The sequence below is a fragment of the Collinsella sp. CLA-AA-H167 genome (assembly GCF_040095305.1).
Taxonomy (GTDB): domain Bacteria; phylum Actinomycetota; class Coriobacteriia; order Coriobacteriales; family Coriobacteriaceae; genus Collinsella.
Genome location: NZ_JBBNGA010000003.1, coordinates 1 through 25,128, shown reverse-complemented (window position 1 = coordinate 25,128; position 25,128 = coordinate 1). Strand labels below are relative to the sequence as shown.

The following is a 25,128-nucleotide window of genomic DNA, read 5'->3' as shown; positions in this document are numbered from 1 at the left end:
GGCGTAAAGCGGACGATTTCCTGTCGACTCGTGTAAGATTCCGAGTAGATGTCGCGACTTATTCGCGACCACTCCTTCTCTCAACGACCGATCAGGGTGATACTTCGTGGCAGAGCGTCCGACATACAAGCTCAGGTTTCTCGATCCCAAGAAGCGCTTTCCGGCGATGCCCGAGCAGCCTGCGGGACGCTCATATGGCGTGGTCTGGAAACTCTTTGGCGAGGATCAGCATGAATCTTGCTATGTCGTCGAATTCGTTGGCAAAAGTCATGTGTCGCTTTTGGGTTACGTAAGCGTTTCGGGCGAGGTGTACAAGGTGGACCGCCCCGTTAGCGAGACTCCGCTGCCCAACGATCCCGACATGGAACTGGTCCTTGACGAGTCGGACTCCGGTATTGGTGAGATTGTGGTACGGGGAGCCAACGGCACAATGCGCGCGTGCGCGCGAACCGTCGGCTCTCCCGAAGGCCCCATGCGCGAGCAGTCCGACCACGAGACATGGAATTCGACCCGCTCCCTTCCTTACGGCGAGTTCATGGCATCGATGTTCCTGCGCTACGTGATATTCGCTGACTCCGAAAATACCATTGCGAGCACGGCGGACGCCGACGGACTCGACGAGGGTATGCAAAACGTTGTCGACAAGATCAAGCTCGTAAAGTTGCCCGAGCCGGTCGAGGTGTTTTTGGGCTTTAACACGACACCGCTCCCTGATGCTATCGAGATGCTGCTCTACCGCGTTGACCATGCCGAGAATCCGAGCGGTATCGAGCGCTATGCCGCCGCCCTTATGAGTGAAATTGACTTGCCCCGCTTGCGCACCATCGCCGCTAAGTCCGAGATGAGCCTGGCTCGCATCGATCGCTCAAAGCTTTTCTATCTCAATTTTGATCGCAGCCTGCTGGACCAGGACGAGATTGACATGCTGCTTGCCATCGAGTGCCGTCTTAACCGTCTCTCCGGCATCCTTGAGCACATCGGGGCCGGATTGGTCCCTGCGGCATCCTCGCCGAGCCTTGAGGGCTGCGCGCTCTTTGATGCGTGGCATATCGCCAAGACGACCAACGATGTTCCCCGACTGCTCGATACGGCCTCGAGCGATAACCCGTGGGGCAAACCGGGTACGGTGGCTTGCCAGCCGGGCGGTGAGTGGGATGTGCGTACCCGCTTCGCGCGTATTGTCGAGGCACTTAACGTGGTCACGCGGCTCGACTATACCTATCGGGCAAACGTTGCCGAGGGGATCATGCTCGTTCGGTTTGGGCAGTCTGTCGTTGATGCTATGCCACAACGTGAATACGACGCTCAAGATGACGCCTGGCGCGAGTTGGACGAGGACACGCGCGCGATCTGGGCCGCGGAGCACGATGCGCGCGTGGCGCTCACGCTTGCGGCAGCGTGTTTTGCCGCGGGCACCTGCATCACGCGCTGCTATGTGCAGATTGCTGCTCCCGACAGTGAGCAGGGCGAGTGCGTTGTCGCAACGTATTTCTTTGGGCGCGCGGTCTATCTGGCCGATTGCGTGCCTGTCGCCAAGGATCTTGAGAGCATGGACATGGACGATATGCCGTGCAAGCGTGTGCTTGAGGCATATGAGTCAACCGCTCCGGAGACGATTGAACCTGCGGAGGTTCATGCTCGTCCGCGTGATGACCATCGCATGCTGCCGCCGGCGCTGCACGATCTGCTGCTTGCCGATACGGCTGACGAGCTGGAGGTCATGGAAGAGGACGACGACCCATACGTGGCCCGTGTTGTTGAATTGCGCGAGCAGGCAAAAGTCGACCGTACAGGTGCTTTTGAAGGCTTTTCCCGTCTTGTTGAGGAGTTGGAGGCTAAGTGCGCCGTCGCCGAGCTTTTGGCGACAGGTCCGGTTCAAACGCAGTTTTGCGATAACCAGCTGGTGCGCATGGTGCTACCGGTGTTGGAAGAAGACCGCTCTGTGCGAATCCTTCGTGCGCCCGATGCGCTGTACTTTGCCCAGCACGAGATCTGCAGCTTTTACGCCGAGCAAGAGGACTTTGAACGAGCACTGCCCGAGGTGCGCCATCTTTACGATCTGGCGCGCTCGTCCATGCAGTCGCACTTTGCGCTCATCAACGTGCTTGCGCGTCTGGAGCGCTTTGACGAGATTATCGAGGTGGCGCGCCACGGCCTACGTATTGCCAGCGATCGTTCTGCAATCGGCTACCTGTTCTATCGCTTGGCGTTTGCCTATTGGAATTGCGATCAGCTCGACCTGGCGCTGGCTTGTTACCGTCTGGTGCCGCGCGGCGAGGAGTCGGGCAGCAGCGCGCTGGAAGAAATGCAGGGCCTTATGAACGAGATGGGTGTCAGCGAGCCTCCGACGTTCGAGGAAGCGGTCGAGACCATCCGCAGGGCTGGACTCGAATTGCCGCCCGTGCCCGCGGTGGCCAACCAGCTTGCGGATGCCGCCGTGCAGCTGGTCGATAACGGCTTCTTTTTCCTGGCGCGCGGTTGCATCTTCCAAATGTGGCGCACCATGGGCAACGACGAGCTCGGCTCCCTCAACCGCTCGCTGGGGTAGGGGCGAAAACTGCAAGGAGGAAAGGCCGCTGGGCAATTAGAAAATTCCCTCTTGCCCAACTTCGACTGTTTGGTTACTATAGAACGGCTGTTACGGAGAGCTGACCGAGAGGCCGAAGGTGCTCGCCTGCTAAGCGAGTATGCCCCAAAAGGGCATCTGGGGTTCGAATCCCCAGCTCTCCGCCAGTAAGACTTTAAAGAAGGGTTCCGAAAGGGGCCCTTTTTTAGTTGAACCACGTTAGCTGGGGATTCGAACCCTCAAAAAAGGAGGCATCCTTTCGGACGCCTCCTTTCAGTGGACTTATTATTCTTGCGCACTACACCTCGGGCGCCTTGGCGACGGTCTCGCTTTCTGCCGTGAGCGGGCGGTTGTCGATGCGGCGGCCCAAGCGATCGAGCTTCACGAGTAGCCACTCAATGGGATTCGGCCCTGCGCCTTCCTCGTCGGCAACCAGGTCCATGACGGCGATCTTGGTGCCATCCTGCTTGAGCGTAACGCTGCCCACCTTGTCGCCCACATGCACCGTGCCCGAAAGATCGTCGTAGCTAACCTTTTCGGTCACCTCGCCGGCAAGGGAAAACACGGTCGCTTGCGCCGTAGGATCGGCGAGCGTGGCGTCGATCGTCTTATCCGTCCAGTCGGTTTGGCCAATGCGCGCCATAAGCGGGTTGCCGTTGGCGGTCTTTTCCTGCGTGTTGGCGATTGCGACCGTCACCTTGTGACCGTAGTACCAATTGGCAAGGGTTGCGGTATCGGTAAAGCGCTGGTCGGTGGTGGTGGAGTTCAAAACGACGGTGTAGATCTCGTCGCCATCGCGGTTGTAGGCACCCGTAAAGCAATAGCCTGCATCATCGGTGGTGCCGGTCTTGCCACCGATGTTGCCATCTTGGCCTAGCAAATAGTTATGCGTGTCCATGGAATGCGAATGGTCGGTGCCGTCGGCGCCCGTGACCTCGATCCAGGAATCCTCGCTCGCTACGACCTCGCGGATCGTGTCGTTTTTCATGGCCTCCTGCATCATCAGCGCTACGTCGTGTGCGGTTGAGTGCATATCGCCAGCCCACTCATCAAAGTCCAGACCATGCGGGTTTTCAAAAAGCGTGCCGGTGCAACCGAGCTTCTTAGCGCGCTCGTTCATGGCTTTCACAAATGTTGCCTCGGCGTCTTTGGTCTTAGGGTCGATCTTCTTGCCCACATATTCGGCGAGCACGATGGCGGCGTCGTTGCCCGAGGGAATCATCAGGCCGCGCAGTGCCTGCTCCACGGTGAGCTCGTCGCCTTCGAGTAGGCCGGCTGTTGAATTGCCCACGGTGGCTGCGGCGTTGCTCACCGTGACCTTCTCGTCCATCTTGCAATTCTCGACGGTTAGGATTGCGGTCATGACCTTGGTGATCGAGGCAATCTTGACCTGCTCATCGGCGCCGCGGGCATAGTAGACGGTGCCGTCTTTGCCCATGACGAGGGCATTGGTCGCATCGATATCGGGCAGGTTTTCGGCCGTGATGCCGCGCGCATCGGCGGTTTTGCCGCAAACATTGTCGGTCGTGAGCACTTGGGCGCCGGCGACGGTGGGCACGCCAGCGGCAAGGGCGATAGCGCAGACAAAGCCGGCGGCAAGCCGGGCTGAGCGCTTTGCAAAAGAGGTGAGGGACTTCACAGATTTCGCTTTCGACGGGATGGTCTCTTCTGAAACTAGAGTATATCGTTTGCCGGCGTCGGCGATCATCGCGTGCGTGCGTGGCTCACATCCGCGCCCGAACGGGCACAAGGGTGCTTAAGGCCGACTTAATCACCCACGCTTGTTGTGTGTGGTGTGCGCCCCCTCGGGCATAATGGAGCGCGAGAGGAGCACGCATGAACGAGCGCATTTTGGTAGTTGATGACGAGAAGGCCATCGCCGACTTGGTTGGTATCTACCTTACAAAAGAAGGCTTTGACGTACAGGTCGCCTATAGCGGGGCCGATGCTGCCAAGGCAATCTTGGGGCAGGAGTTCGATCTGGCGCTGCTGGATGTCATGCTGCCCGATATCGATGGCTTTGAGCTGCTGCGTACAATCCGTTCCAGCCATACCTATCCCGTGATCATGCTGACGGCGCGCGATGCCCAGCAAGACAAGATCGAGGGCCTTTCGCTTGGCGCGGACGATTACGTGGTTAAGCCGTTCCGTCCGCTGGAGCTCATCGCGCGCGTGCACGCTCAGCTTCGCCGCTACACCAGCTACGGTAGCCGCTCGCAGGCGGCCGAGTCGCCGACCATCCAGCTCGACGGACTGGAGATCAACCGCGATGCTCGTTCCGTAACGGTGGACGGTGCACCGGTGCGCCTCACGCCCATCGAGTATTCCATCTTGCTGTATCTGGTCGAGCATCGCGGCAGCGTGGTAGCCGTGGAGGACCTGTTCCGCGCGGTGTGGAACGAGGATTTTATGCCCGGCTCCAACAATACGGTGATGGTGCACATTCGCCACCTGCGCGAAAAGATTGGCGACGACGCTCAAAAGCCGCGCTTTATCAAAAACGTCTGGGGCGTCGGCTACATAATTGAATAGCGCCTTTGATGGTGGGGAAGTGGATATGACAAAAGACGATAGGCAGGCATTCGAGGTGCCCGATCGACTCTTTGAATACGTACGGGCAGTCGTCGACAACCGTGCACTTGCGACGGTGCTGCTCTTTTTGCTGAGCCTGCTGCTGATTGGCATCGACAACATCGCCGGAATCTTAGCGGTGCTGCTTGTCGGCTTTTTGCTAATCGATCGATTTGAAATCGTGCGCCGTTGCGTGGTGATTGGCGGTGCCGCGTGGGCCATGACGTTGGCGATTGGCGCCATGGCGCTCGGCGGCATCGAAGGGCCGGTGCTGTTCGATGCCGGCTTTGTATTCAACATGCTTGGCTTTGTGCTGGCGCTTGCCGTGTGCGTGCTGTTCTTTTGCGGCCGCGCCCTGTACTACCAGGGCTACGAGCAGGGCGAGCAGCATGCCGATTGTGTGCTGGCCGCTCGTATTCAAGATCGCCTGATCGATTACCCCGACACCTGGGATAACATCGACGGCGACTTCTTGGAGGTCGAGGGCGCCCTTAACCGCGTGCGTGACCGTGAGCGCAAGGTGCAGCAAGCTCTGCGTGACGAGTCTCATCGCAAGGACGATCTGGTCACGTACTTGGCACATGACCTACGCACCCCGCTTGCCAGTGTGGTGGGCTATCTTTCGCTGCTGCAAGAGGCTCCTGAGTTGCCGGTTGAGCAACGCGCGCACTTTACGGGCGTGGCGCTCGACAAGGCGCACCGGCTCGATGCGCTCATCGAAGAGTTTTTCGATATCACGCGCTTTGACTTCCACGATATCGTGCTCACGCGCGGCTATGTTGATCTGGGGTTGCTGCTGGCTCAGGTGGCTGACGAGTTCTATCCCATCCTCAACGAGCAGCATAAGGAAGCCCAGGTTGATATTCGCGAGGACCTGACGGTGCTCGTGGATGGCGATAAGATGGCCCGCGTGTTTAACAACATCATGAAAAACGCCGTCGCCTATAGCTATGAGGGCTCGACTATCACGATTGAGGCCAGGCGCCAAGACGATGGCGGCGTGCGCGTGCGCTTTATCAATCAGGGCGATCCTATCCCTGCGGCTAAGCTCAAGGTGATCTTTGAGAAGTTCTATCGCCTGGATGCGGCGCGTGCGACCAATCGCGGTGGTGCCGGTTTGGGCCTTGCTATTGCCAAGGAGATCATCGCGGCACACGGCGGTACCGTTGCAAGTGAATCGACGCCCGAACACACGATATTCACCATCGAGCTGCCCGCCGCATAGCTAGCGTGCCCTTACAAACACTTGACAATGTGCTCACGTACGTATGAGCCGCGATTCCTACTATCGATACTGCTGAATTGATATCGATATGGAGGTATGCGGTATGACGGCTGCTGCGGCTGTGGAGCCCACGGAGCTTGAAGAACTCATGGAAGCGCAGGCCGAGGCCGCGCATGAGCGCGAGGTTGGGGATGCGACTCGCCCCACGGCAGAGGATCTTGCCGCCTCGCCGACGCGCATCGATGTCGAGGGCCTCGACCTGTTCTATGGCGACCACCATGCGCTCAAGGACGTGAATATCAAGATTCACGACAAGCAGATCACCTCGTTCATCGGGCCTTCGGGCTGCGGAAAGTCCACGTTGCTGCGCTGCTTTAACCGCATGAACGACGGCATCAAGGATTGCCGCATCGAGGGCAAAATCGCGCTCGATGGTCAAGATATCCTGGGCGATTACGACATCTGCCGTTTGCGCCAGCGCGTGGGCATGGTGTTCCAGCGCCCCAACCCGTTTCCCATGAGCATCTACGACAACGTCGCCTACGGTCCTCGCGGTATGGGTGTGCGCGACCGCGCCGTGCTCGATGAGCTGGTCGAGGACTCCCTTCGTCGCGCTGCGCTATGGGATGAGGTCAAGGACAAGCTCAAGGAGTCGGGCCTGGGTCTTTCGGGCGGTCAGCAGCAACGCCTGTGCATCGCCCGCGCACTTGCCGTGCAGCCCGACATTCTGCTGATGGACGAGCCGACCTCGGCGCTCGACCCTGTGTCGACGCTCGTGGTGGAGCAGCTTGCCTGCGCGCTCAAGGAGACTTGCACGCTGGTGGTTGTGACGCACAACATGCAGCAGGCCGCGCGTATTTCCGATTCGGTCGCATTCTTTTTGCTGGGTGAGCTGGTGGAGCACGCGCCTGCCGCGCAACTCTTCAAGAATCCGTCCGATCCGCGTACGGCGGATTATTTGACGGGGCGTTTTGGCTGATACCATCTAGTAAAGGTGCCTTTAGGGTTAAGATGCGGTCATATCGGCCGCAAAGGGGTTCAACATGATCTATTACGTCGAGGACGATGACAACATCAGGGATTTGACAGTCTACGCGCTGCGCAAGCAGGGAATCGAGGCCGAGGGCTTTTCGTGCGATGGCGAGTTTAAAGCTGCCGTGGCGCGACGGGTGCCCGATGCTGTGCTGCTCGATATCATGCTGCCCGACACCGATGGCTTGGCGATTATGCGTCGCCTGCGTGCCGATCGCCTGACGGCGACGGTGCCCATCATGATGCTTACCGCCAAGGACACCGAACTCGACAAGGTGATGGCGCTCGATGGCGGTGCCGACGATTACCTGACTAAGCCGTTTTCGCTCATGGAGCTTGCGAGCCGCTGCCGCGCACTGCTGCGTCGCGGCGGCATGGTCAAGCAGGCGAGCGATGTGCTCAGCGTGGGCGACATCGTGCTTTCGCCCAGCCATCGCGAGGTGACCGTTGCCGGCGAGCCGCTTAAGCTCACCCTGCGCGAGTTCGACCTGCTCGAGTACCTCATGCGCAAGCCCGGCGTGGTCTTTACCCGCGAGTCGTTGCTGCAGAGCGTGTGGGGCTGGGACTTCGACGGCGGTTCGCGCACCGTTGACGTGCACGTGCAGACGCTTCGCCAAAAACTGGGCGAGCATGCCAGCGCCATCGAGACCGTGCGCGGCGTGGGTTATCGCCTGGCCGAGCCTTCTGCCGGTGATGGTGCCGAAGGCGACGACACCGCGGCCACCGCATCGGAGGGGTAACCCGTGGTCTTCGCCCCCCAGGGAAAACATACGCTGTCGCACCGCGTTTTTGTGACGATCTTTGTCTGCGCCATGGCGGTTATCGTGGCGTTTACGGTGCTGGGTGCGTTCTTTGTGCAAAACACTTTGGCGGATGCCACGAGTGCCAATCTGGCGCAGGAAACTGAGCTCATTGCTGCCGCCCTCGACGAGCAGCAGGAGCCCATCCCGTTCTTGCGTAGCCTCGATCGCGAGGACTTGCGCATCACGCTGATTAACAAGGATGGATCGGTCGCCTACGACAACGAGGCGTCGCCTTCCACACTGCCCAACCATGGCGATCGCCCCGAGGTCATCGAGGCCTTTGAGAGTGGTTCGGGTTCCGCGGAGCGCGCAAGCTCTACACTCGACGAGATTATGCTGTATCGCGCCGTCACCCTTGATAACGGCCAGGTCGTCCGCTTGGCGCAGGCCCAGCCTGGCGTTGCGGCGATTTTGCTGTCGATGCTGGCGCCGATGCTGCTTATCGCAGCAGCGGGTGCGGTACTCTCGTTTTTTATGGCGCGCCGTGAGTCCCGTGCCATCATCGCGCCGTTGCAAGAGGTGGATTTGGACCACCCACGCCGTAGCTATGAGCACGCCTATGCCGAGATGGTCCCCATGCTTGAGCGTATCGAGTCGCAGCGCCAGGAACTCAAGCGCCAAATGGCGGTGCTAGCGGACAGCGACCGTATGCGCCGCGAGTTCACGGCGAATATCACCCATGAGCTCAAGACGCCGCTTACGGCGATTTCGGGCTATGCCGAGCTCATCGCAAATGGCATGGTCGAGGGCGAGGACGACCTGCGCAACTTTGGCGGTCGCATCTATCGTGAGGCGGGCCGCTTGGCAGCGCTTGTCAACGACATCCTTACGCTGTCTAACTTGGACGAGGCCGAACGTGCAACTGAGGGCGAGGCGGTGCCCATTGGGTCCACGGAGCCTATTGAGCTCTCTCGTGCCATCTATGCGGTTGAGCAGCGTCTTGAACAGGTTGCCCGTCAGGCGAATGTGACGATAAGTCATGAGACCAAGCCTGTGGTCATCGAAGGCGTGTCGCGCTTGATCGACGAGCTCATCTATAATCTGGCAAGCAACGCCATCCGCTACAATCGACCCGGCGGTACGGTTACGTTGCAGTGCGGCACCAACGACGAAGGCCATCCGTTCCTCGCTGTCGCCGACACGGGAATCGGTATCGCGCCTGAAGAACAGGGCAAGGTATTTGAGCGGTTCTATCGCGTGGACAAGAGTAGGTCCAAGGCACGCGGCGGAACCGGCCTGGGGCTTGCCATTGTCAAGCATGCGGCCCTGTATCATCACGCCACGCTCGATCTGTCGAGCGAGTTGGGCGTGGGAACCACCATTACGGTGACGTTTCCCATACAGCAGGACGAGCCATTCGCATAGCGATACAACATAGATATTGATGTAGACGCCGCATTTGACTTTCGGGTGCGGCGTTGTTGTGCAATTTTACGATTGCTTCCGACATTTTTACAGGAGAGCCTGTTTCTTATGTATAGAGTTTGGTCTCGGTAAAAAGATGCGATAACATACGGACAGTTTTGTCAATCCGAACTGGGGAAATGAAAGGCAAGCTGCATGACCCTTCTCGAACTGTTCCAGCTGCTGAAGAAGCACCTCAAGCTGGTCATCACCCTTCCGGTGGTCTGCGCGATCGCCATGGGCATCGTGTCCTTCGTTGCGATGGACAACACCTATACCGCGACGACGAGCATGTACATTCTCGCCAAGACCGACGATAGCGGTCAGATGAGCTACAACGATCTCTCGGCGAGCCAGATGCTTTCCAACGATATCGCCACGCTGCTGGATAGCGATAGCGTTAAGAGCGGCGCCGCCAAAGAACTGGGCCTCACCGATCTGGATGACTACAAGGTGTCTGTTTCCTCCGAGACCACCACGCGTGTCATTACGCTTTCGGTTACCGGCACCGATGCCAAGGAGACGGCTGAGGTCGCAAAGGCCATTGCCAGCTCGGTGAGTACGGTCGCTCAGAACGTCGGTGCTGCCCAGAGCATCAACGTTATCGACGAGGCTAAGACCCCCGAAGCCCCCAGCGGCCCCAAGCGCACGCTGTATATTGCCGTCGCGTTCCTCGCCGGTATCTTTATCGCAGTTGCCTATGTCGTTTTGGCAGACATGCTCAATAACCGCATCCGCGGTGCCGAAGAGGCAGAAGAGCTCCTGGGTATTCCCGTTGTTGGCCGAATTCCGGCTATGAAAGGTGGTAAATAGGCATGGCTAAGGCAAAGAACACCGATAAGCTCGTTGTGCAGAATGCCGCCAAGACCCTTCTGGCCAACATCCGCTTTGCGAGCGTGGACGACCCCATTCGCACCATCACCGTTACCTCCTCGATTCCCAACGAGGGCAAGTCTACGGTTTCCATTAACCTTGCTCAGGCAATCGCCACGAGCGGCAAGTCCGTGCTCCTGGTCGAGGCCGATATGCGCCGCAGGTCCCTTTCCGATATGCTCGGCGTTCGTTCGCGCGGCGGACTCTATGCGGTCCTTTCCGAGCAGATCTCCATTGACCAGGCAATTGTCGAGACGGGTCAGAAGAACTTCTACTTCCTCGATGCCGAGCCGCACATTCCCAATCCTGCCGACATCATCGTCTCCCATCGCTTTGCCAAGCTGGTAAAGGCACTGTCCGCCAAGTTCCAGTACGTCATCTTCGATGCTCCTCCGGTCGGCACCTTCATCGATGCTGCTGAGATTGCCAGCTTGACCGACGGCGCGCTGTTCGTGGTGCGCGAGGACTTTACCAAGCGCGAAGAGGCGCTCAACGCTATCGCCCAGCTTAAGAAGTCCGAGAAGGTCAAGCTCATCGGTACCGTCATGAATTACTGTGAGACCGAGACCAGCGAGTACTACTATTCTTACTACACCAAGGACGGTAAGAAGGTTAAGAAGGGCTCCGACGATCAGGGCACTTCCAAAAAGGGCATCTTCACCAACCGAGCAAACGTTTAGTTGATTAAGGCTGACCTATGCGTGACATTCATTGCCATATCTTGCCGGGTGTAGACGACGGCGCCGCCGATCTCGAAGAGAGCTTGGCGATGCTCGAGGCTGCCAAGCGGGCCGGTGTAACCAGAATCGTTTGCACTCCTCACTGCCGTGATCCCTATTTTGATTACGACAAGATGTGGGATGCCTTTGAGCTGCTGCGCGATAACGCTGACGGTTTTCCGCTCCAGATGGGCTTCGAGGTCAATCATCGAAAGCTCGTTGAGCTTGGTATCGATGCCGCGGATCACTTGCATTTCGATGGGACCAACGAGTTTCTGCTCGAGCTTTCGACGCATGCCGATGCGTATGCGTTTAGAGAGTACGAGAACACGATTTACGATTTGCAGTGCCGTGGCTACCAGGTGATCATCGCTCATCCTGAGCGCTATCGTGCGGTTCAAAAGGATGTAAGCGTGGCGGAGCGCCTGGTCGATATGGGCTGCAAGCTGCAGGCTTCGGCGGACTTTATTGCCGGCGGTCGCTTTGGTCGCGAGAAAAAGCCGGCACAGCGCCTGTTCGATCAGAACCTGTACAGCTTCATCGCGAGCGATGCCCATAACGTGGGTCATTACGACTGCCTGGCGAAGGCTCGCGCGAAGTTTAGCGTGCGCGGAGCTCATTTTCGCTAAAATCTGTCCCTAACGTTCGCATTGAATGAAAGGGCAGCCATGGATATCCAACTTAAGACGGGATGCTTTGATGACGCGGCGTTGGTGCGCCGCGTCGTTTTTATGGACGAGCAGGGCTACGAGAACGAGTTTGACGCTATCGACGAGGATCCGAACTGCATTCATGTGACGCTCTATGTAGACGGCGAGCTTGCCGGTTGCTCGCGCGTGTTTCCCGAAGAGCTTGAGCGCGCAGCTGACGCAGAGGCTCCGATGTCGCCGGCGTGCGACTTGGACGAAGGCGTCGCGGCGGGGGAGACCTACATTATGGGGCGCGTGGCCGTGCTGCCGAGCATGCGCCGTCGCGGTTTGGCGAGCAAGATTGTCGAGGCCAGTGATACGTGCGCGCGTGATGCCGGCGCCAAGCTCATTAAGCTGCACGCGCAGGAATACGTGCTACCACTCTATGCCAAGGCGGGTTACACGCAGATTGCCCCGGTGGACTACGAAGACGAGGGCCAGCCCCATGTTTGGATGGCCAAGCGCGTAGATGGCAGATAGGGACGTTCCTTTCCTGCCGGCAGTCGGGGACACTCCTTGGCAATTGGCGCATCAGAGCGTTTGGACATACAGTTTTTCGATTCCGTATGTATATATGCGCGCTAATGGGTTATAAAATCTAAGTCTGAACATAGCAGGTCTGCAATGCGGCTCGGGCAACCGGGCCGTTTTTGCGGACGGGGGTAGCGCGAAAGGACTGCACATGCGTCAATTTAAGACCGAGAGCAAAAAACTGCTCGACCTCATGATCAACTCCATCTACACCAATAAGGAAATCTTCCTGCGCGAGCTTATCTCCAACGCGAGCGATGCCGTCGACAAGCTCAACTTTAAGAGCCTGCAGGATCCGAGTGTCAAGCTCGACCAGGGCGACCTGGCTATTCGCGTCTCTTTTGATAAAGACGCCCGCACCATTACCATCTCGGATAACGGCATTGGCATGACCGCCGAGGAGCTCGAGCGCAATCTGGGCACCATCGCCCATTCCGGCTCCGAGGAGTTTAAGACCGAGAACGCCGAGCAACAGGGCTCCGATGTCGACATCATCGGTCAGTTTGGCGTGGGCTTCTACTCTGCCTTTATGGTTGCCAGCCACGTAAAGGTTGTCAGCCGCGCCTATGGCGAGGACACCGCTCACGTGTGGGAGTCTGATGGTCTTGAGGGTTACACCATCGAAGACGGCGAGCGCGCCGAGCACGGCACCGATGTCATCCTGACGCTGCGCGAGAACGAGAAGCTCGACGCCGACGGCGAGGCCGAGACCTACGATCGCTTCCTGACCGAGTGGGGCCTCAAGAGCCTGATTCAGCAGTACAGCAACTATGTGCGCTACCCGATTCAGATGATGGTGAGCAAGAGCCGCCAGAAACCCAAGCCCGAGGACGCCGGCGACGACTACAAGCCCGAGTACGAGGACTACCAGGAGCTCGAGACCATCAACTCCATGACGCCGATCTGGAAAAAGCGCAGCTCCGACGTTGAGCAGAAGGATTACAACGAGTTCTACAAGTCCACGTTCCACGACTTTGACGATCCCGCGCGCACTATCAGCTTCCATGCCGAGGGTACGCTTGAGTACGATGCGCTGCTGTTTGTGCCGGGTCGCGCCCCGTTCGATCTGTACAGCAAGGACTACGAGAAGGGCCTGGCGCTCTACAGCTCCAACGTTCTGATTATGGAGAAGTGCGACGACCTGCTGCCCGACTACTACAACTTTGTGCGCGGTGTCGTGGACTCTGCCGACGTGACGCTCAACATCTCGCGTGAGACGCTGCAACAGAACCGTCAGCTCAAGGCCATTGCCAAGCGTGTCGAGAAGAAGATCACTGCCGATCTTGAGGACATGCGCGACAACGACCGCGAGGCATACGAGAAGTTCTTTGAGAACTTTGGTCGCGGTCTGAAGTACGGCATCTACTCGAGCTACGGCATGAAGGCCGACGAGCTCGCCGACCTGCTGCTGTTCTGGTCTGCCAAGGAGCAGAAGATGATCACCCTGGCCGAGTATGCCAAGGGCATGCCCGAGGATCAGAAGGCCATCTACTACGCCGCCGGCGACTCGCGTGAGCGCTTGGCCAAGATGCCCGTGGTAAAGGGCGTGCTCGAGCGCGGCTATGACGTGCTGTTGCTGACGCAGGATGTGGATGAGTTCACGTTCCAGGCTATGCGTGAGTACGTGGCCGCCGATATGCCCAAGATCTACGAGGACGACGCCGCCCGCGAGGCTGCCGAAAAGGCCGTTGCCGACGGTGCCGAGCCCGAGGTCGAGGATCGTCACCTGGAGCTCAAGAACGTTGCGACTGGCGATCTTGATCTGGCGACCGAGGACGAGAAGAAGGAGGCCGAGGACGCCACCAAGGAAAACGAGGACCTCTTTAGCGCTATGAAGGAGGCGCTCGGTGACAAGGTCGAGAAAGTTGCCGTCTCCGCGCGCCTGACCGATGCCCCCGCTTGCATCACCACCGAGGGTCCGCTTTCGCTCGAGATGGAGAAGGTGCTCCAGAAGGGGCCCGAGGGCGCGCCCGACGGCATGCCCAAGAGCCAGCGCGTGCTCGAGCTCAACGCCAAGCACCCGGTCTTTGACAAGCTTGTCGCTGCCCAGAAGGCAGGCGACGCCGATAAGATCAAGCAGTACTCCGGCTTGCTCTACGATCAGGCCCTGCTGGTCGAGGGCATCCTCCCCGAGGACCCCGTTGCCTTCGCAGCAGCTGTCTGCGAGCTTATGTAATTGGGTAGTTACGCGGTTCTACGAACCGCGTAACTACTCGACGCTGCCCTTCGTTCCGCCGTTCTAACGAACCTATTGGTTCCGCCGTTCTAACGAACGACGGACCGGTCGACGCTGCAAACGCCCCTAAGCGGCAATCTGACGTTCAATCGTCGGTCGCGTACCAAAGTACGCTTCCCTCCTCTTTCACGTCACCTTGCTCGCTCAGGGGCGTTTTCGCTGACTTATGCTCAACCTGCGACGCTTTCGTGGCCCTAAGTAGTCATCGGGGACGTTCTTGTTTGACTAGTCATTTAAGAACGTTCCCAATGACTATTCGGATTGCTAATTTGTGCGGGTTGTGGTTTTGCGACCTGCTGAAATTTGAGATACTGTACAACTGTACGTTAACTAATCTTCGTAGTATATTGCTACCCGCAAAACTCAATACCATTGTGCTTCGAGACGCTAAAGCGCCTACGTACAATGGTTGTTGATAGTACGATTTGATTCAACGACAGGATGGATGGTCCAAGCGTGAGTCTCGGCAGCAAACTATCCAACGCAAAGGTCTCCTTTGCGATATTTAAGCGCGACATTAAGCGACTGCTTATGAACCCCGTCGCCCTGGTGGTTACCTTGGGCGTGTGCGTCATTCCCTCGCTGTATGCCTGGTACAACATCGTTGCCAACTGGGATCCGTACGGAAATACCCAGGGCATTAAAATCGCCATCGCCAACAACGATCAGGGCACCCAGAACGACCTAGTGGGCGAGCTCAATGCGGGCGATAAGGTGGTCGACCAGCTCAAGGAAAACGATCGGCTGGGCTGGACCTTCGTCGACTCGGCTGCCGATGCCAAAGAGGGCGTCGAGAGCGGGGAATACTACGCGGCGATTGTAATCCCCAAGAACTTCTCCGACAATCTCGTCTCGATGCTCGATGGCAATTACCATCAGCCTAAGCTGACCTATTACGTCAACGAGAAAAAGAGCGCCATTGCGCCCAAGGTTACCGATACCGGTGCCAACACCATCGAGGAGCAGATCAACTCGGAGTTTGTCTCCACGGTGGGCGAGACCGTAGCGGGCATCGCCAAGGATGCCGGCATCGATTTAAAGGACAAGGCAACCCAGACTCAGGACTCGCTGACAAGTTCGGTGTCCGAGGCATCCGACACCTTGGGTGAGGTGCGCGATTCGATTGGCGATATGAATGCCGCCATCGATAAGACGAGTGGCGCTATCGCCTCGGCTGATGCGGCGCTTGCCGGCTTGCAAGGTCAGGCACCGTCGCTGACGCAGGCAATCTCCCAGGGCAACGACCTGCTGGGCGAGGCTCGCGCCACGGCGGGCAACTCTATCACCTCGCTCTCCAAGGCACTCTCGGAAGGTAGCCTTGCACTCACCAAGACGTCAGCCTCCGCGAACGCTGCGATTGGCAAGCTAACGGGTACGGTCACATCTACGACCACCCGCATCGACAACTCGCTCGAGTCTCTCCAGGCGACGATCGATCACAATAAGGCCGTTATCGGGCACTTGGAGATTCTCGTTAATGACACGTCGACAGGTTCCGAGGAAATTGACGCGCGCATTGTATCGACCATCGATTCGCTTCGCGAGCAAAACCAGAAGCTGCAGAGCATCAAGGATGGCCTTTCTGCACAGTCGAGCGCCATGGCAAACGACGCTACGGCAATCTCGAACGCGAGCAACGCACTCAACGCGGCAATTCAGACCGGTACGGCTAGCCTCGGTCAGGCTCAGACCGATCTGGGTCAGAACGCACTTCCGAAGGCTTCGAGCGCGCTTGACTCCTTTGCCGCCGTTTCGGGCGATTTGACCGGCATTGTGTCGGGTATGACCCCCACGATAGCGAGCGCGCGCGGCACGCTGGCGCAGCTCGACGCCACGCTCAAGCAGGCAAAGACCACGCTGTCCCAAACCGACGCCTCCCTTGCCAAGGTTCAGGACAAGCTCGCGACCGCCGCCAATGACATTGCGGCGCTGCAGACCTCTGAGTCTATGGGCGAGTTAGCCGACCTCATGGACGTCGACGTCAATGACGTGGCAGATTTCATGGCATCTCCGGTTGAGCTGACGTCCAAGTCAATCTATCCGGTCAAGAGCTTTGGCTCGGGCATCGCGCCCTTCTACACCAATCTGGCGCTGTGGGTAGGCGGCTATGTGCTCATCGCTATCTATAAACTCGAGGTCGACCGCGAGGGCATCGGTAGCTTTACGGCGCGTCAGGGCTACTTTGGCCGCTGGCTGCTGCTGGTGATCCTGGGCGCGTTCCAGGCCATTATCGTTACGGTGGGCGACCTGGTCATTGGCGTTCAGTGCGTCAATCCGCTGCTCTTTGTACTGGGCGGCATCGCTATTTCGTTCACCTACGTCAACATCATCTATGCGCTGTCCACCACGTTTAAGCATATCGGTAAAGCCATTGGCGTCATCCTCGTCATTGTGCAGATCCCCGGCTCGTCGGGCATGTATCCCATCGAGATGATGCCCGGCTTCTTCCAATGGCTGCATCCGCTGCTGCCCTTCACTTATGGCATCAACCTGCTGCGCGAGACCGTCGGTGGCATGTATTCGTTCAACTACCTGTTCAACCTGTGCATCCTGGGCGTGTTCCTTGCCATCGCGCTCTTTATCGGTCTGCAGCTGCGCCCGTTGCTGCTCAACCTCAATCTGCTCTTTGATAAGCAGCTTTCCACGACGGGCCTAATGATCTGCGAGTCCAACGACCTACCGCGCCAGCGCTATTCGCTGCGCACGGCCATGCGCGTCATGCTCGATTCGGATTCGTACCGTCGCGAGCTGCTCGATCATGCCGTGGCGTTTGAGCATCGCTACCCGTACTACATCAAGGGCGGTTTTGCCGCCGTGGTAGGCGTGCAGGTTCTGCTCTTTGTGCTTTCGACGGTGCTCGATATCGACAATAACGGCAAGATCATCCTGCTCGTTATCTGGATCATTTCGGTTATCGCCATCTGCGGCTGGCTCATCAACATCGAATACATCCGTGCGAGCCTCAATACCCAGATGCGTATCTCGGCGCTTTCGGACGAGGACCTTCGCCGCGAGATGCGCGAGCACACGGCTGCCATCCCTGCCGCCCGTCGCATGTTTGGTCTCAACGCCAGCGAGCGTGGCGCCAAGGGAGGCGAACAGCCTACGAGCCGTCTGTCGCATATCGGTGCGCATCGTAAGGCTCAAGATGCCGACGGCGCTGACAACGTAAACGGAAACGACGGGGACACCACCTCGCTTGGCAAGCACTCTAAAGGAGGTGAGGCATAAATGAAAAACATCCTGCACCTGTTTAAGCGCGATGTCCAAAACGTGTCTCGCTCCGTGATCGGCATAGTCGTCGTGATGGGCCTGATCATCGTGCCATGTCTCTATGCATGGTTTAACATCGCCGGAAGCTGGGATCCCTACGGCAATACCGGCAACCTTAAGATTGCAGTGGTCAACACCGATGAGGGTTACGAGAGCGATCTGATTCCCGTCGAGGTCAACGTGGGCGAAAACGTAACCGCCACCCTGCGCGGCAACGAGAACTTCGACTGGGTCGTCCTCAACGACCGCGATAAGGCGATTGAGGGCGTTAAGTCGGGCGCGTACTACGCTGCCGTCGTTATCCCTAAAACGTTTAGCGCCGACATGATGACGCTTTTCTCGACCGAGGTGAAGCACGCCGATATCGAGTTCTATGAGAACCAGAAGGCCAACGCCATCGCACAGATCGTGACTGAAAAGGGTTCGAGCGCCGTCCAGAGTCAGGTCAACGAGACCTTTACCAAGACCATCACGACCATCGGCCTTAAGACCGTGTCCAGCCTGCTCGACTATATGAGTACCGACCAGGTGAGCAACTTTATCGCCAATCTGTCCTCGACGCTGGGCGATTCGGTCGAGGACCTGCAGGACGTTCAGGCGAGTGCGACGTCGCTCGCGGGCATTTTGAGCTCCACGTCCGATTCACTGACATCGGCGGGCGGCATGCTCAAGCAGACGGGCACCGTTGATGAGTCGACGAAGCAGCTGATGGAGCACGCCAAGAGCGGCATCAATGATTCCAAGGAAGCGCTCAAGGCCGCCAACGATGCCGTTGACGCGGCGATTGACGGAAGCGCGGGCTCGTTCGACAACGTGTCCGCCGAGCTTGCGAAGGCATTCGATGCCGCGAATCAGCATGTTTACCTTACGGTGTCTCAGCTCAACGAAGCCGCAGCGGCGCTCAATACGCGTGCTGACGATATCGATGCGATGGCCGATCAGCTCCGCAACCTTGCCGACCAGGTGAGTGACGACAAGTTCAAAGACGATCTCAAGTCCGTTGCTACGTCGCTGGGCAGAATTGCCGTGGAGTACCGCAACAATGCGAAGGACCTGACGGCGACCGCAAAGTCCCTTTCGGACGGCATGGCGGAGGTCAACAACTCGCGTGCCGAGGTCGACCAGGCCATCGCCGATGCCAAGGCGGGTATCTCGGGAGCCAAGTCCGACTACGATTCCACGTTCTCGGTTAAGGCCAAGGAGCTTAAGAAGACCATCTCGGGCGTTCTGGATTCCCTGAACGGTATCTCGGGTGACTTGGATAGCGCCGTGAGCGGTCTGACCGACGCCTCTGGCTCGCTCGCAAAGGGTCTGTCCAAAGCCGCAAAGCTCGTCAACAAGGCTTCTGACCAACTGGGTGAGGCGTCGGACAAGATCAGCGCGTTTAAGGACGAGCTCGACGGTGCCCTGATGTCGGACGACCTCGCTACGATCAAGACGATGATCGGCAATGATCCCGAGGCTCTGGCCGTGTCGCTTTCCGGCCCTGTCGCACTCGACCGCAAGCCGGTCTATCCAATCCGCAACTACGGTTCGGCCATGGCGCCGTTCTACACGATTCTGTCGCTTTGGGTCGGCTCGATCGTGCTGGCGGCCATGATGAAGGTCTCGGTTGACGATGAGCTCATCAACGAGCTCATCCCCGTGCGCCTGCACGAGATCTATCTGGGTCGCTACCTGTTCTTTGGCGGTTTGGCTCTGCTGCAGGCGACGCTCGTGTGCGCGGGCGATATCCTGTTCTTTGGCATTCAGTGCGACAACCCGCTGCAGTTTGTGCTGGCTGGCTGGGTCGCGAGTCTCGTGTTCTCCAATATCGTCTACACGCTTACGGTTTCGTTTGGCGATATCGGCAAGGCGCTCGCAGTCGTGCTGTTGGTCATGCAGGTCGGCGGTTCGGGCGGCACGTTCCCCATCGAGATGACCGGCCCCGTGTTCCAGGCGATCTATCCGTTCCTGCCGTTTACTCACGGCATCAATGCCATGCATGCCGCCATGGCTGGCGCCTACCATATGGAGTACTGGGTTGAGCTGGGCATTCTGGCGAGCTATCTGATTCCGTCGCTGGCCCTGGGCGTCGTCTTCCGCCGTCCGGTCATCAAAGCCAACGACTGGATTATCGAAAAGCTGGAGAGTACTAAATTAATCTAGCGCAACAATGTAAACGCTGATGCTGCGGCAATGCCAGCGAGCGAGCCGCATTTGCGCCAAGGTGACGTGAAATGAAAGGGCGCTGACCTTCTGGTCGCGCCCTTGAAATTGAACGTCAGATTGGCGTGAATGCGGCTCGCGCAGCGTCGGCCGGTCCGCCGTTCGGTAGAACGGCGGAACAAGGCGCTTTAGCGGGGTGAATTGCATGAGCTGCTTGGTTGTTGCTACAGTAGCGGGGCGTGCCGGGGGTCCGGTGCGCCCCGTTTTTATTTGACCATGAGGCGGCACGCAGCCATACGCGTGCGGACACCACGCCCAGATTGAGTGTGAGGATGTTCCATGGCCCAATACGCTGCCAATGAAATCGAAAACTTGCCCGATGGCCCTGTAGCCCGCGAAGACCTGGGTGCCGGCGGTGTCTCTCGCGGTGCCGGCGCACGCTCGCCGCTGTTCTGGAAGGTTCTGCTACTTTCGGTGGCGGTCGTTTGGGGTTACTCCTTTACCACTATGAAGGGCGCGCTCGACACCATTCCGGCGTTCGAGCTGGTCTATGTTCGCTTTCTCCCGGCATCACTGGTTATGTTTGCCATTTTCCATAAGCGCATCATCGCTCATTTCAATGCCCGCAATCTGATCGTCGGGCTTGGCATGGGCGCGCTCATGTGGGGTGCCTACGGTTTGCAGACGATTGGCCTGGCGCAGACCACGGCAGGCAAGAATGCTTTTTTGACGGGCACGTACTGCATCCTCGTGCCGTTCGCGAGCTATTTTCTGAGCGGCGAAAAACTCACCCGCTATAACCTGGGCGCGGCACTGCTGTGCTTGGCGGGCATTGGCTTGGTGGCGCTCGATAGCGTTGAATTCAACATCGGTGACGTCATTACGCTGGCAGGTGCGGTCTTCTTCGCCATCCAGATGGCGGTGACCGCCAAGTACGGTCGCAAAATGGACATCAACGTCATCACGTTTTGGATGTTTGTGGGCAACGGCGTGCTGAGCCTGGTCTCGTCGCTGCTATTCGAGACCCAAGCGCCTCTGTCCGTGTGGACGCCGAGCTTTATCGGTGCGATGGCGTTTCTCTCGGTGGGCTGTACGTGCGTGGCCCTGCTCATCCAAAACGTCGGCCTGGCGCATGTCCCGGCCTCGACGGGCTCGTTGCTCCTTTCGATGGAGTCGCCTTCGGGTGCGCTGTTCTCGGTGCTGCTGATGGGGGAGGCGCTCACCTCGCGCCTGCTCGCCGGCTTCGCTCTCATCTTCCTATCGATTATTTTGAGCGAGACGCATTTCGACTTTTTGCGCAAAAAGCCGCGAGCGCGATTGTAAACAACTTGTTGCGCCGCCCTTCTGGGGTGGCGTTTTTTTATGCCTCGCCTTTAAAGTTATGCATTGCACTTTAGAACATGAAAGTGCTTACTGCTAAAACTTCACTGGAGGGCATCTATGGCACCAGCTCTGTCCGATTTTCAACCGCAATCAGCGCCCAAGGCCACTGCGGCAGCACAGGCCGCTATCGGTGACGGTCTTGTTGCAGAAGCTCAGGCTTTTGCAGACGAGCTCGCTGCGTGGCGACACGATTTACACCAGATGCCCGAGCTGGGTAATAGCCTCCCGCAGACCTCTGCGTATATCCAAGCGCGCCTGACCGAGATGGACATTCCATTTGCCACGCTCGTCGATGGTTCCTGTGTTGTGGGCCTTGTCGGTGCCGGTGCCACCGCGGCCCATGGCAATGGCGTCTGCACGGACGAACAGGCCGGAACGGTCGTTATGTTGCGTGGCGACATGGACGCCCTGCCCGTTGTCGAGGAATCCGGCGAGCCCTTTGCATCCACCAATGGCTGCATGCATGCTTGCGGTCATGATATGCACGCGACGGCGCTGCTTGGTGCGGCGCGCCTGCTCAAGGCCCGCGAGGCCGAGCTCGTCGACGCCAATGCCACCGTCAAACTGCTGTTCCAGCCGGGTGAGGAGACCTTTGAGGGAGCGCGCGCTGCCATCGCCGACGGCTTGCTCGAGAACCCGCGTCCCCAGGCTGCCTTTGCCATGCACGTTAACAGCCAATCGCCGCTTGGCCTGGTGCTCTATGGGAGTCCGGCGCTATCGGGCGTGTACGGTTTCCGCATCACGCTGCAGGGCAAGGGTGGCCACGGTTCCAGCCCCGAGATCTGCATCGACCCCATAACGGCCGGTGTGCATGTGCACCTGGCACTTCAGGGGCTCATCGCTCGCGAAGTGCCGGCCGCCAAGGAGGTCGCACTCACCGTGGGCAAGTTTGCCGGCGGACAGGCGGCAAACGTCATTCCCGACACCTGCGTGCTCGAAGGTACGCTGCGCGGCTTCGACGTTGAGCTCATGGAGCACCTCAAGACCCGCATCGCGGAGGTCGTCAAAGGTGTTGCCACGACCTATCGTACGCCGGCGACCATCGAGACGCTCTCGGATGTTCCCCCGCTCGTCCTCGATGACGACATGACCCAGGCTTCGCTTGGCTATGTGGGTGCGACGCTGCCCAAGGCCGCCTTCCTGCCGCTGTTCCACGCCATGGCGAGCGAGGACTTTGCGCTTATCTCGAGCGAGATCCCGAGCGCCTACTTTACCGTGGGCGCTGCCGTGACTGATACGGACGAACACTTTGCCCAGCATCATCCCAAGGCACGTTTTAGCGATGCCGAGTTGCCGCTCGGCGCCGCGGCCTATACCGCCGTCGCCTTGGGCTATATCGCCGACCACAGGGAGTAACCAATGCCCCTGCAACGTAAGTTCTTCCCCGGCTGGCTCGTGGTGGCCTCTGGCTTCGTGATCATGGCCACGTGCTACACGATTTTCGTCAACTGCATGAGCCTGTTCCAGCCGCTCATCGTCAGCGACCTGGGCATTTCCCTTGCGCAGTACACCATCTCCAACGCCCACGATCGTTGCGTCTAAGCAGTTTGGCATGGCCGACCTGGGCAAGGTCACGGGCACCATTACCTCGCTCGAGATGGTCGGTGGCACCGTGGGCGCCATCGTCTCGGGTGTGCTGTTCGACGCTACGGGCTCCTTTGTGAGCACCTGGATCGTGTGCCTGGTGTGCTCCGCGATTATGCTCGTGTTCCTGCTGGCGTCCGAGCCCATCGCTGCCAAGCTGCGCGCGAGCGTGGCGGGGGAGTAGGGACGACGTCGCTCGTAGCTCTTTGCCCCGTTTTGTCCGTGGCTGCTTTGGAAGCCGAATGGATGCTCGTACCGTTATTCGGTTTCCCATGCAGCCACGGGCTCAAGAGATGACCCGAAGTCTTTCCGTCCAACGGATTTTGTGATCCGAAGAGGCGGAAGGATTGCAGATTGCACACCGCGGCGGCGCATCTGGCCGAACGAGTCCCCATACCCTCGTTCGGTCAGACGCGCCGCCGCGTTGCTGCTTTGTGCCGTATAATGTCCACTATCTATGACGCGATACAAAAGAAAGGTGTTTGCCCATGCAGGCACAGAAGGCGGAGGGAACCCGCGACCTTATCGGCGCCGAGATGCGCGCTTGGCAAAAGATGCAGCAGATTGCGGCCGGCGTATTCGAGCCGTTTGGCTTTAAGCCCATCGAGACGCCCGCGATCGAGCAGGTGGACGTCTTTGTCCACGGCATCGGCCAGTCGACCGACGTCGTGCGCAAGGAGATGTTCCGCGTCTTTAGCGGCGCCAACCTGGAGCGCGTCTTTGCTGAGGGCACCGATAGCAAGCTCAAGCCCAAGCAGCGCCTGGCGCTTCGTCCCGAGGGCACGGCCGGTGTGGTGCGCGCCGTCGTGGAGAACAACCTGGTGCCCCAGGGCTCCACGCCGTTTAAGGCTTATTATGCCGAGGCCATGTTCCGTGGCGAGCGTCCCCAGAAGGGTCGCCTGCGCCAGTTCCACCAGGTGGGCATCGAGTGGCTCGGCGCTCCCGATCCGGCAGCAGACGCCGAGTGCATCATCATGCTCATGGAGTTCTACAAGCGCCTTGGTTTCGATCTTTCCAAGCTCCGTCTGCTCATTAACTCGATGGGCGATGCCCAATGCCGTCCGGCCTATCGCGAGCAGGTCAAGCAGTTTATCCTCGATCACGCCGACGAGATGTGCGACGAGTGCCGCGAGCGCGCCGAGCTCAATCCGCTGCGTGCCTTCGACTGCAAGAACGACCACTGCCGCGAGATCATGGCCAAAGCCCCGCAGATGGGCGACAACTTGTGCGATGAGTGCCGCGAGCACTACGAGCAGGTCAAGCGCTATTTGGATGCGGCGGGTATCGAGTATGTCGAGGATCCTACTCTGGTGCGCGGCCTGGACTACTACACCCGTACCGTCTTTGAGGTCGAGGCTCCCGGCGCCGGCGTCGGCTCCATCGGTGGCGGCGGTCGCTATGACGGCTTGGTCGAGCTCGAGGGTGGCAAGCCCACGGCAGGCGTCGGCTTTGCCGTCGGTTTTGAGCGTGCGCTGCTGGCCCTGCAGGCCTTTGGCAGCGACCTGGGTGCCGAGGAGGCCCCGTGCGTCTATGTCGCCAATGCCGGCAAGGAGCTGCGCCAGAACGTCTTTGCCATCACGCAGGAGCTTCGCGCCGCTGGCATCGTGACCGAGGCCGACTACCAGGGTCGTTCGCTCAAAGCTCAGTTTAAGCAGGCCGACAAGGTTGGCGCCAAGCTCATTTTGGTCCTGGGTGGCGACGAGCTTGCCGCCGGCAAGGTCAAGGTGCGCGACATGGAGAGCCATGACGAGGCTCTCGTCGATCTGGCCAACGTGGTCGAGGCGGTTCGCGAGCGCCTGTAGCGCATGATTTTTAAGCTGTAGTGCCGCTGAGGTGCCCAGCTCATTGCGAGCGATTGTTACGGGGGTGTTTCGCTTTTATGCGGAATGCCCCCATTTACGTATGCCGCCCACCGAGAAATACGACCATTTAGGGCAAAAACCCTTGCAATGCAGAAAATACTTGGTTGATTTTCAATCTCAACGCAACAGTCTGAACGGACCCCGCGTTTCCGCAGCTAGCGCAACGCGGAAATAGCCCCCGGCACCTGGCTATCGCCTCGTTTCCGCAGGTGGAGAGGCTATGGAGGCC

At 58.8% G+C, this 25,128-nt stretch carries 19 protein-coding genes and 1 tRNA gene; 19 read left to right on the top strand and 1 reads right to left on the bottom strand.

All coding sequences use genetic code 11. The features are described 5' to 3' along the window. Window positions 1-106 precede the first annotated feature (106 nt). Together AAAT03_RS03055 and AAAT03_RS03050 are read left to right on the top strand one after the other, a co-directional pair. Window positions 107-2,548: a hypothetical protein gene (locus tag AAAT03_RS03055; protein ID WP_349102569.1), complete on the top strand. Its 2,442-nt coding sequence runs from the start codon at window positions 107-109 to the stop codon at window positions 2,546-2,548. Window positions 2,549-2,642: 94 nt separating this feature from the next. Beyond that, window positions 2,643-2,733, top strand: a tRNA-Ser gene (locus AAAT03_RS03050). Between the two features lie 131 nt (window positions 2,734-2,864). Here AAAT03_RS03050 and AAAT03_RS03045 read toward each other — a convergent pair. Next, window positions 2,865-4,205 (bottom strand): D-alanyl-D-alanine carboxypeptidase family protein, encoded by a 1,341-nt coding sequence (locus AAAT03_RS03045; protein WP_349102568.1) that lies wholly within the window; start codon window positions 4,203-4,205, stop codon window positions 2,865-2,867. A gap of 197 nt (window positions 4,206-4,402) precedes the next feature. Between AAAT03_RS03045 and AAAT03_RS03040 the strand changes: the two genes are divergently transcribed. The 17 genes from AAAT03_RS03040 to hisS all read left to right on the top strand — a co-directional run bounded on the left by AAAT03_RS03040 (window position 4,403) and on the right by hisS (window position 24,839). Beyond that, window positions 4,403-5,098 carry a response regulator transcription factor gene (locus AAAT03_RS03040; protein ID WP_117778822.1) on the top strand — a complete coding sequence of 232 codons (696 nt, stop codon included), beginning with the start codon at window positions 4,403-4,405 and terminating at the stop codon, window positions 5,096-5,098. A gap of 25 nt (window positions 5,099-5,123) precedes the next feature. Continuing rightward, complete coding sequence (locus AAAT03_RS03035) at window positions 5,124-6,362, top strand: ATP-binding protein (protein ID WP_349102567.1); 1,239 nt, start codon at window positions 5,124-5,126, stop codon at window positions 6,360-6,362. Between the two features lie 103 nt (window positions 6,363-6,465). Then, window positions 6,466-7,341: a phosphate ABC transporter ATP-binding protein PstB gene (gene pstB / locus AAAT03_RS03030; protein ID WP_349102566.1), complete on the top strand. Its 876-nt coding sequence runs from the start codon at window positions 6,466-6,468 to the stop codon at window positions 7,339-7,341. A 64-nt stretch (window positions 7,342-7,405) separates the two neighbouring features. After that, complete coding sequence (locus AAAT03_RS03025; RefSeq protein WP_118288829.1) at window positions 7,406-8,134, top strand: response regulator transcription factor; 729 nt, start codon at window positions 7,406-7,408, stop codon at window positions 8,132-8,134. Between the two features lie 3 nt (window positions 8,135-8,137). Continuing rightward, entirely contained in the window at window positions 8,138-9,562 is a 1,425-nt protein-coding gene (locus AAAT03_RS03020) for an ATP-binding protein (protein ID WP_349102565.1), read from the top strand. Between the two features lie 195 nt (window positions 9,563-9,757). Then, window positions 9,758-10,414 carry a Wzz/FepE/Etk N-terminal domain-containing protein gene (locus AAAT03_RS03015; protein ID WP_349102564.1) on the top strand — a complete coding sequence of 219 codons (657 nt, stop codon included), beginning with the start codon at window positions 9,758-9,760 and terminating at the stop codon, window positions 10,412-10,414. Between the two features lie 2 nt (window positions 10,415-10,416). Then, window positions 10,417-11,154 (top strand): CpsD/CapB family tyrosine-protein kinase, encoded by a 738-nt coding sequence (locus AAAT03_RS03010; RefSeq protein ID WP_055250501.1) that lies wholly within the window; start codon window positions 10,417-10,419, stop codon window positions 11,152-11,154. A gap of 17 nt (window positions 11,155-11,171) precedes the next feature. Continuing rightward, window positions 11,172-11,822 (top strand): CpsB/CapC family capsule biosynthesis tyrosine phosphatase, encoded by a 651-nt coding sequence (locus tag AAAT03_RS03005; RefSeq protein WP_055250497.1) that lies wholly within the window; start codon window positions 11,172-11,174, stop codon window positions 11,820-11,822. 39 nt (window positions 11,823-11,861) lie between these two features. Then, a complete protein-coding gene (locus tag AAAT03_RS03000; protein ID WP_118335014.1) occupies window positions 11,862-12,362 on the top strand; it encodes a GNAT family N-acetyltransferase in 501 nt (166 codons plus the stop codon). 202 nt (window positions 12,363-12,564) lie between these two features. Beyond that, window positions 12,565-14,589 (top strand): molecular chaperone HtpG, encoded by a 2,025-nt coding sequence (htpG, locus tag AAAT03_RS02995; RefSeq protein ID WP_349102563.1) that lies wholly within the window; start codon window positions 12,565-12,567, stop codon window positions 14,587-14,589. Between the two features lie 516 nt (window positions 14,590-15,105). Next, a complete protein-coding gene (locus AAAT03_RS02990; RefSeq protein ID WP_233543363.1) occupies window positions 15,106-17,880 on the top strand; it encodes a YhgE/Pip domain-containing protein in 2,775 nt (924 codons plus the stop codon). Beyond that, window positions 17,881-20,070, top strand: a complete 2,190-nt coding sequence (locus tag AAAT03_RS02985) for a YhgE/Pip domain-containing protein (protein ID WP_349102562.1) — start codon at window positions 17,881-17,883, stop codon at window positions 20,068-20,070. A gap of 339 nt (window positions 20,071-20,409) precedes the next feature. Then, on the top strand, window positions 20,410-21,393 hold the full coding sequence (locus tag AAAT03_RS02980) for a DMT family transporter (RefSeq protein ID WP_349102561.1): 984 nt from the start codon (window positions 20,410-20,412) through the stop codon (window positions 21,391-21,393). A 117-nt stretch (window positions 21,394-21,510) separates the two neighbouring features. Then, a complete protein-coding gene (locus tag AAAT03_RS02975; protein WP_349102560.1) occupies window positions 21,511-22,809 on the top strand; it encodes a M20 family metallopeptidase in 1,299 nt (432 codons plus the stop codon). A gap of 3 nt (window positions 22,810-22,812) precedes the next feature. Beyond that, window positions 22,813-22,995 carry a hypothetical protein gene (locus AAAT03_RS02970; RefSeq protein WP_349102559.1) on the top strand — a complete coding sequence of 61 codons (183 nt, stop codon included), beginning with the start codon at window positions 22,813-22,815 and terminating at the stop codon, window positions 22,993-22,995. A gap of 10 nt (window positions 22,996-23,005) precedes the next feature. Further along, window positions 23,006-23,221, top strand: coding sequence for a hypothetical protein (locus AAAT03_RS02965; protein ID WP_349102558.1), 216 nt, complete (start codon window positions 23,006-23,008; stop codon window positions 23,219-23,221). Window positions 23,222-23,525: 304 nt separating this feature from the next. Further along, window positions 23,526-24,839, top strand: coding sequence for a histidine--tRNA ligase (gene hisS, locus AAAT03_RS02960; RefSeq protein WP_349102557.1), 1,314 nt, complete (start codon window positions 23,526-23,528; stop codon window positions 24,837-24,839). Window positions 24,840-25,128: the final 289 nt, after the last annotated feature.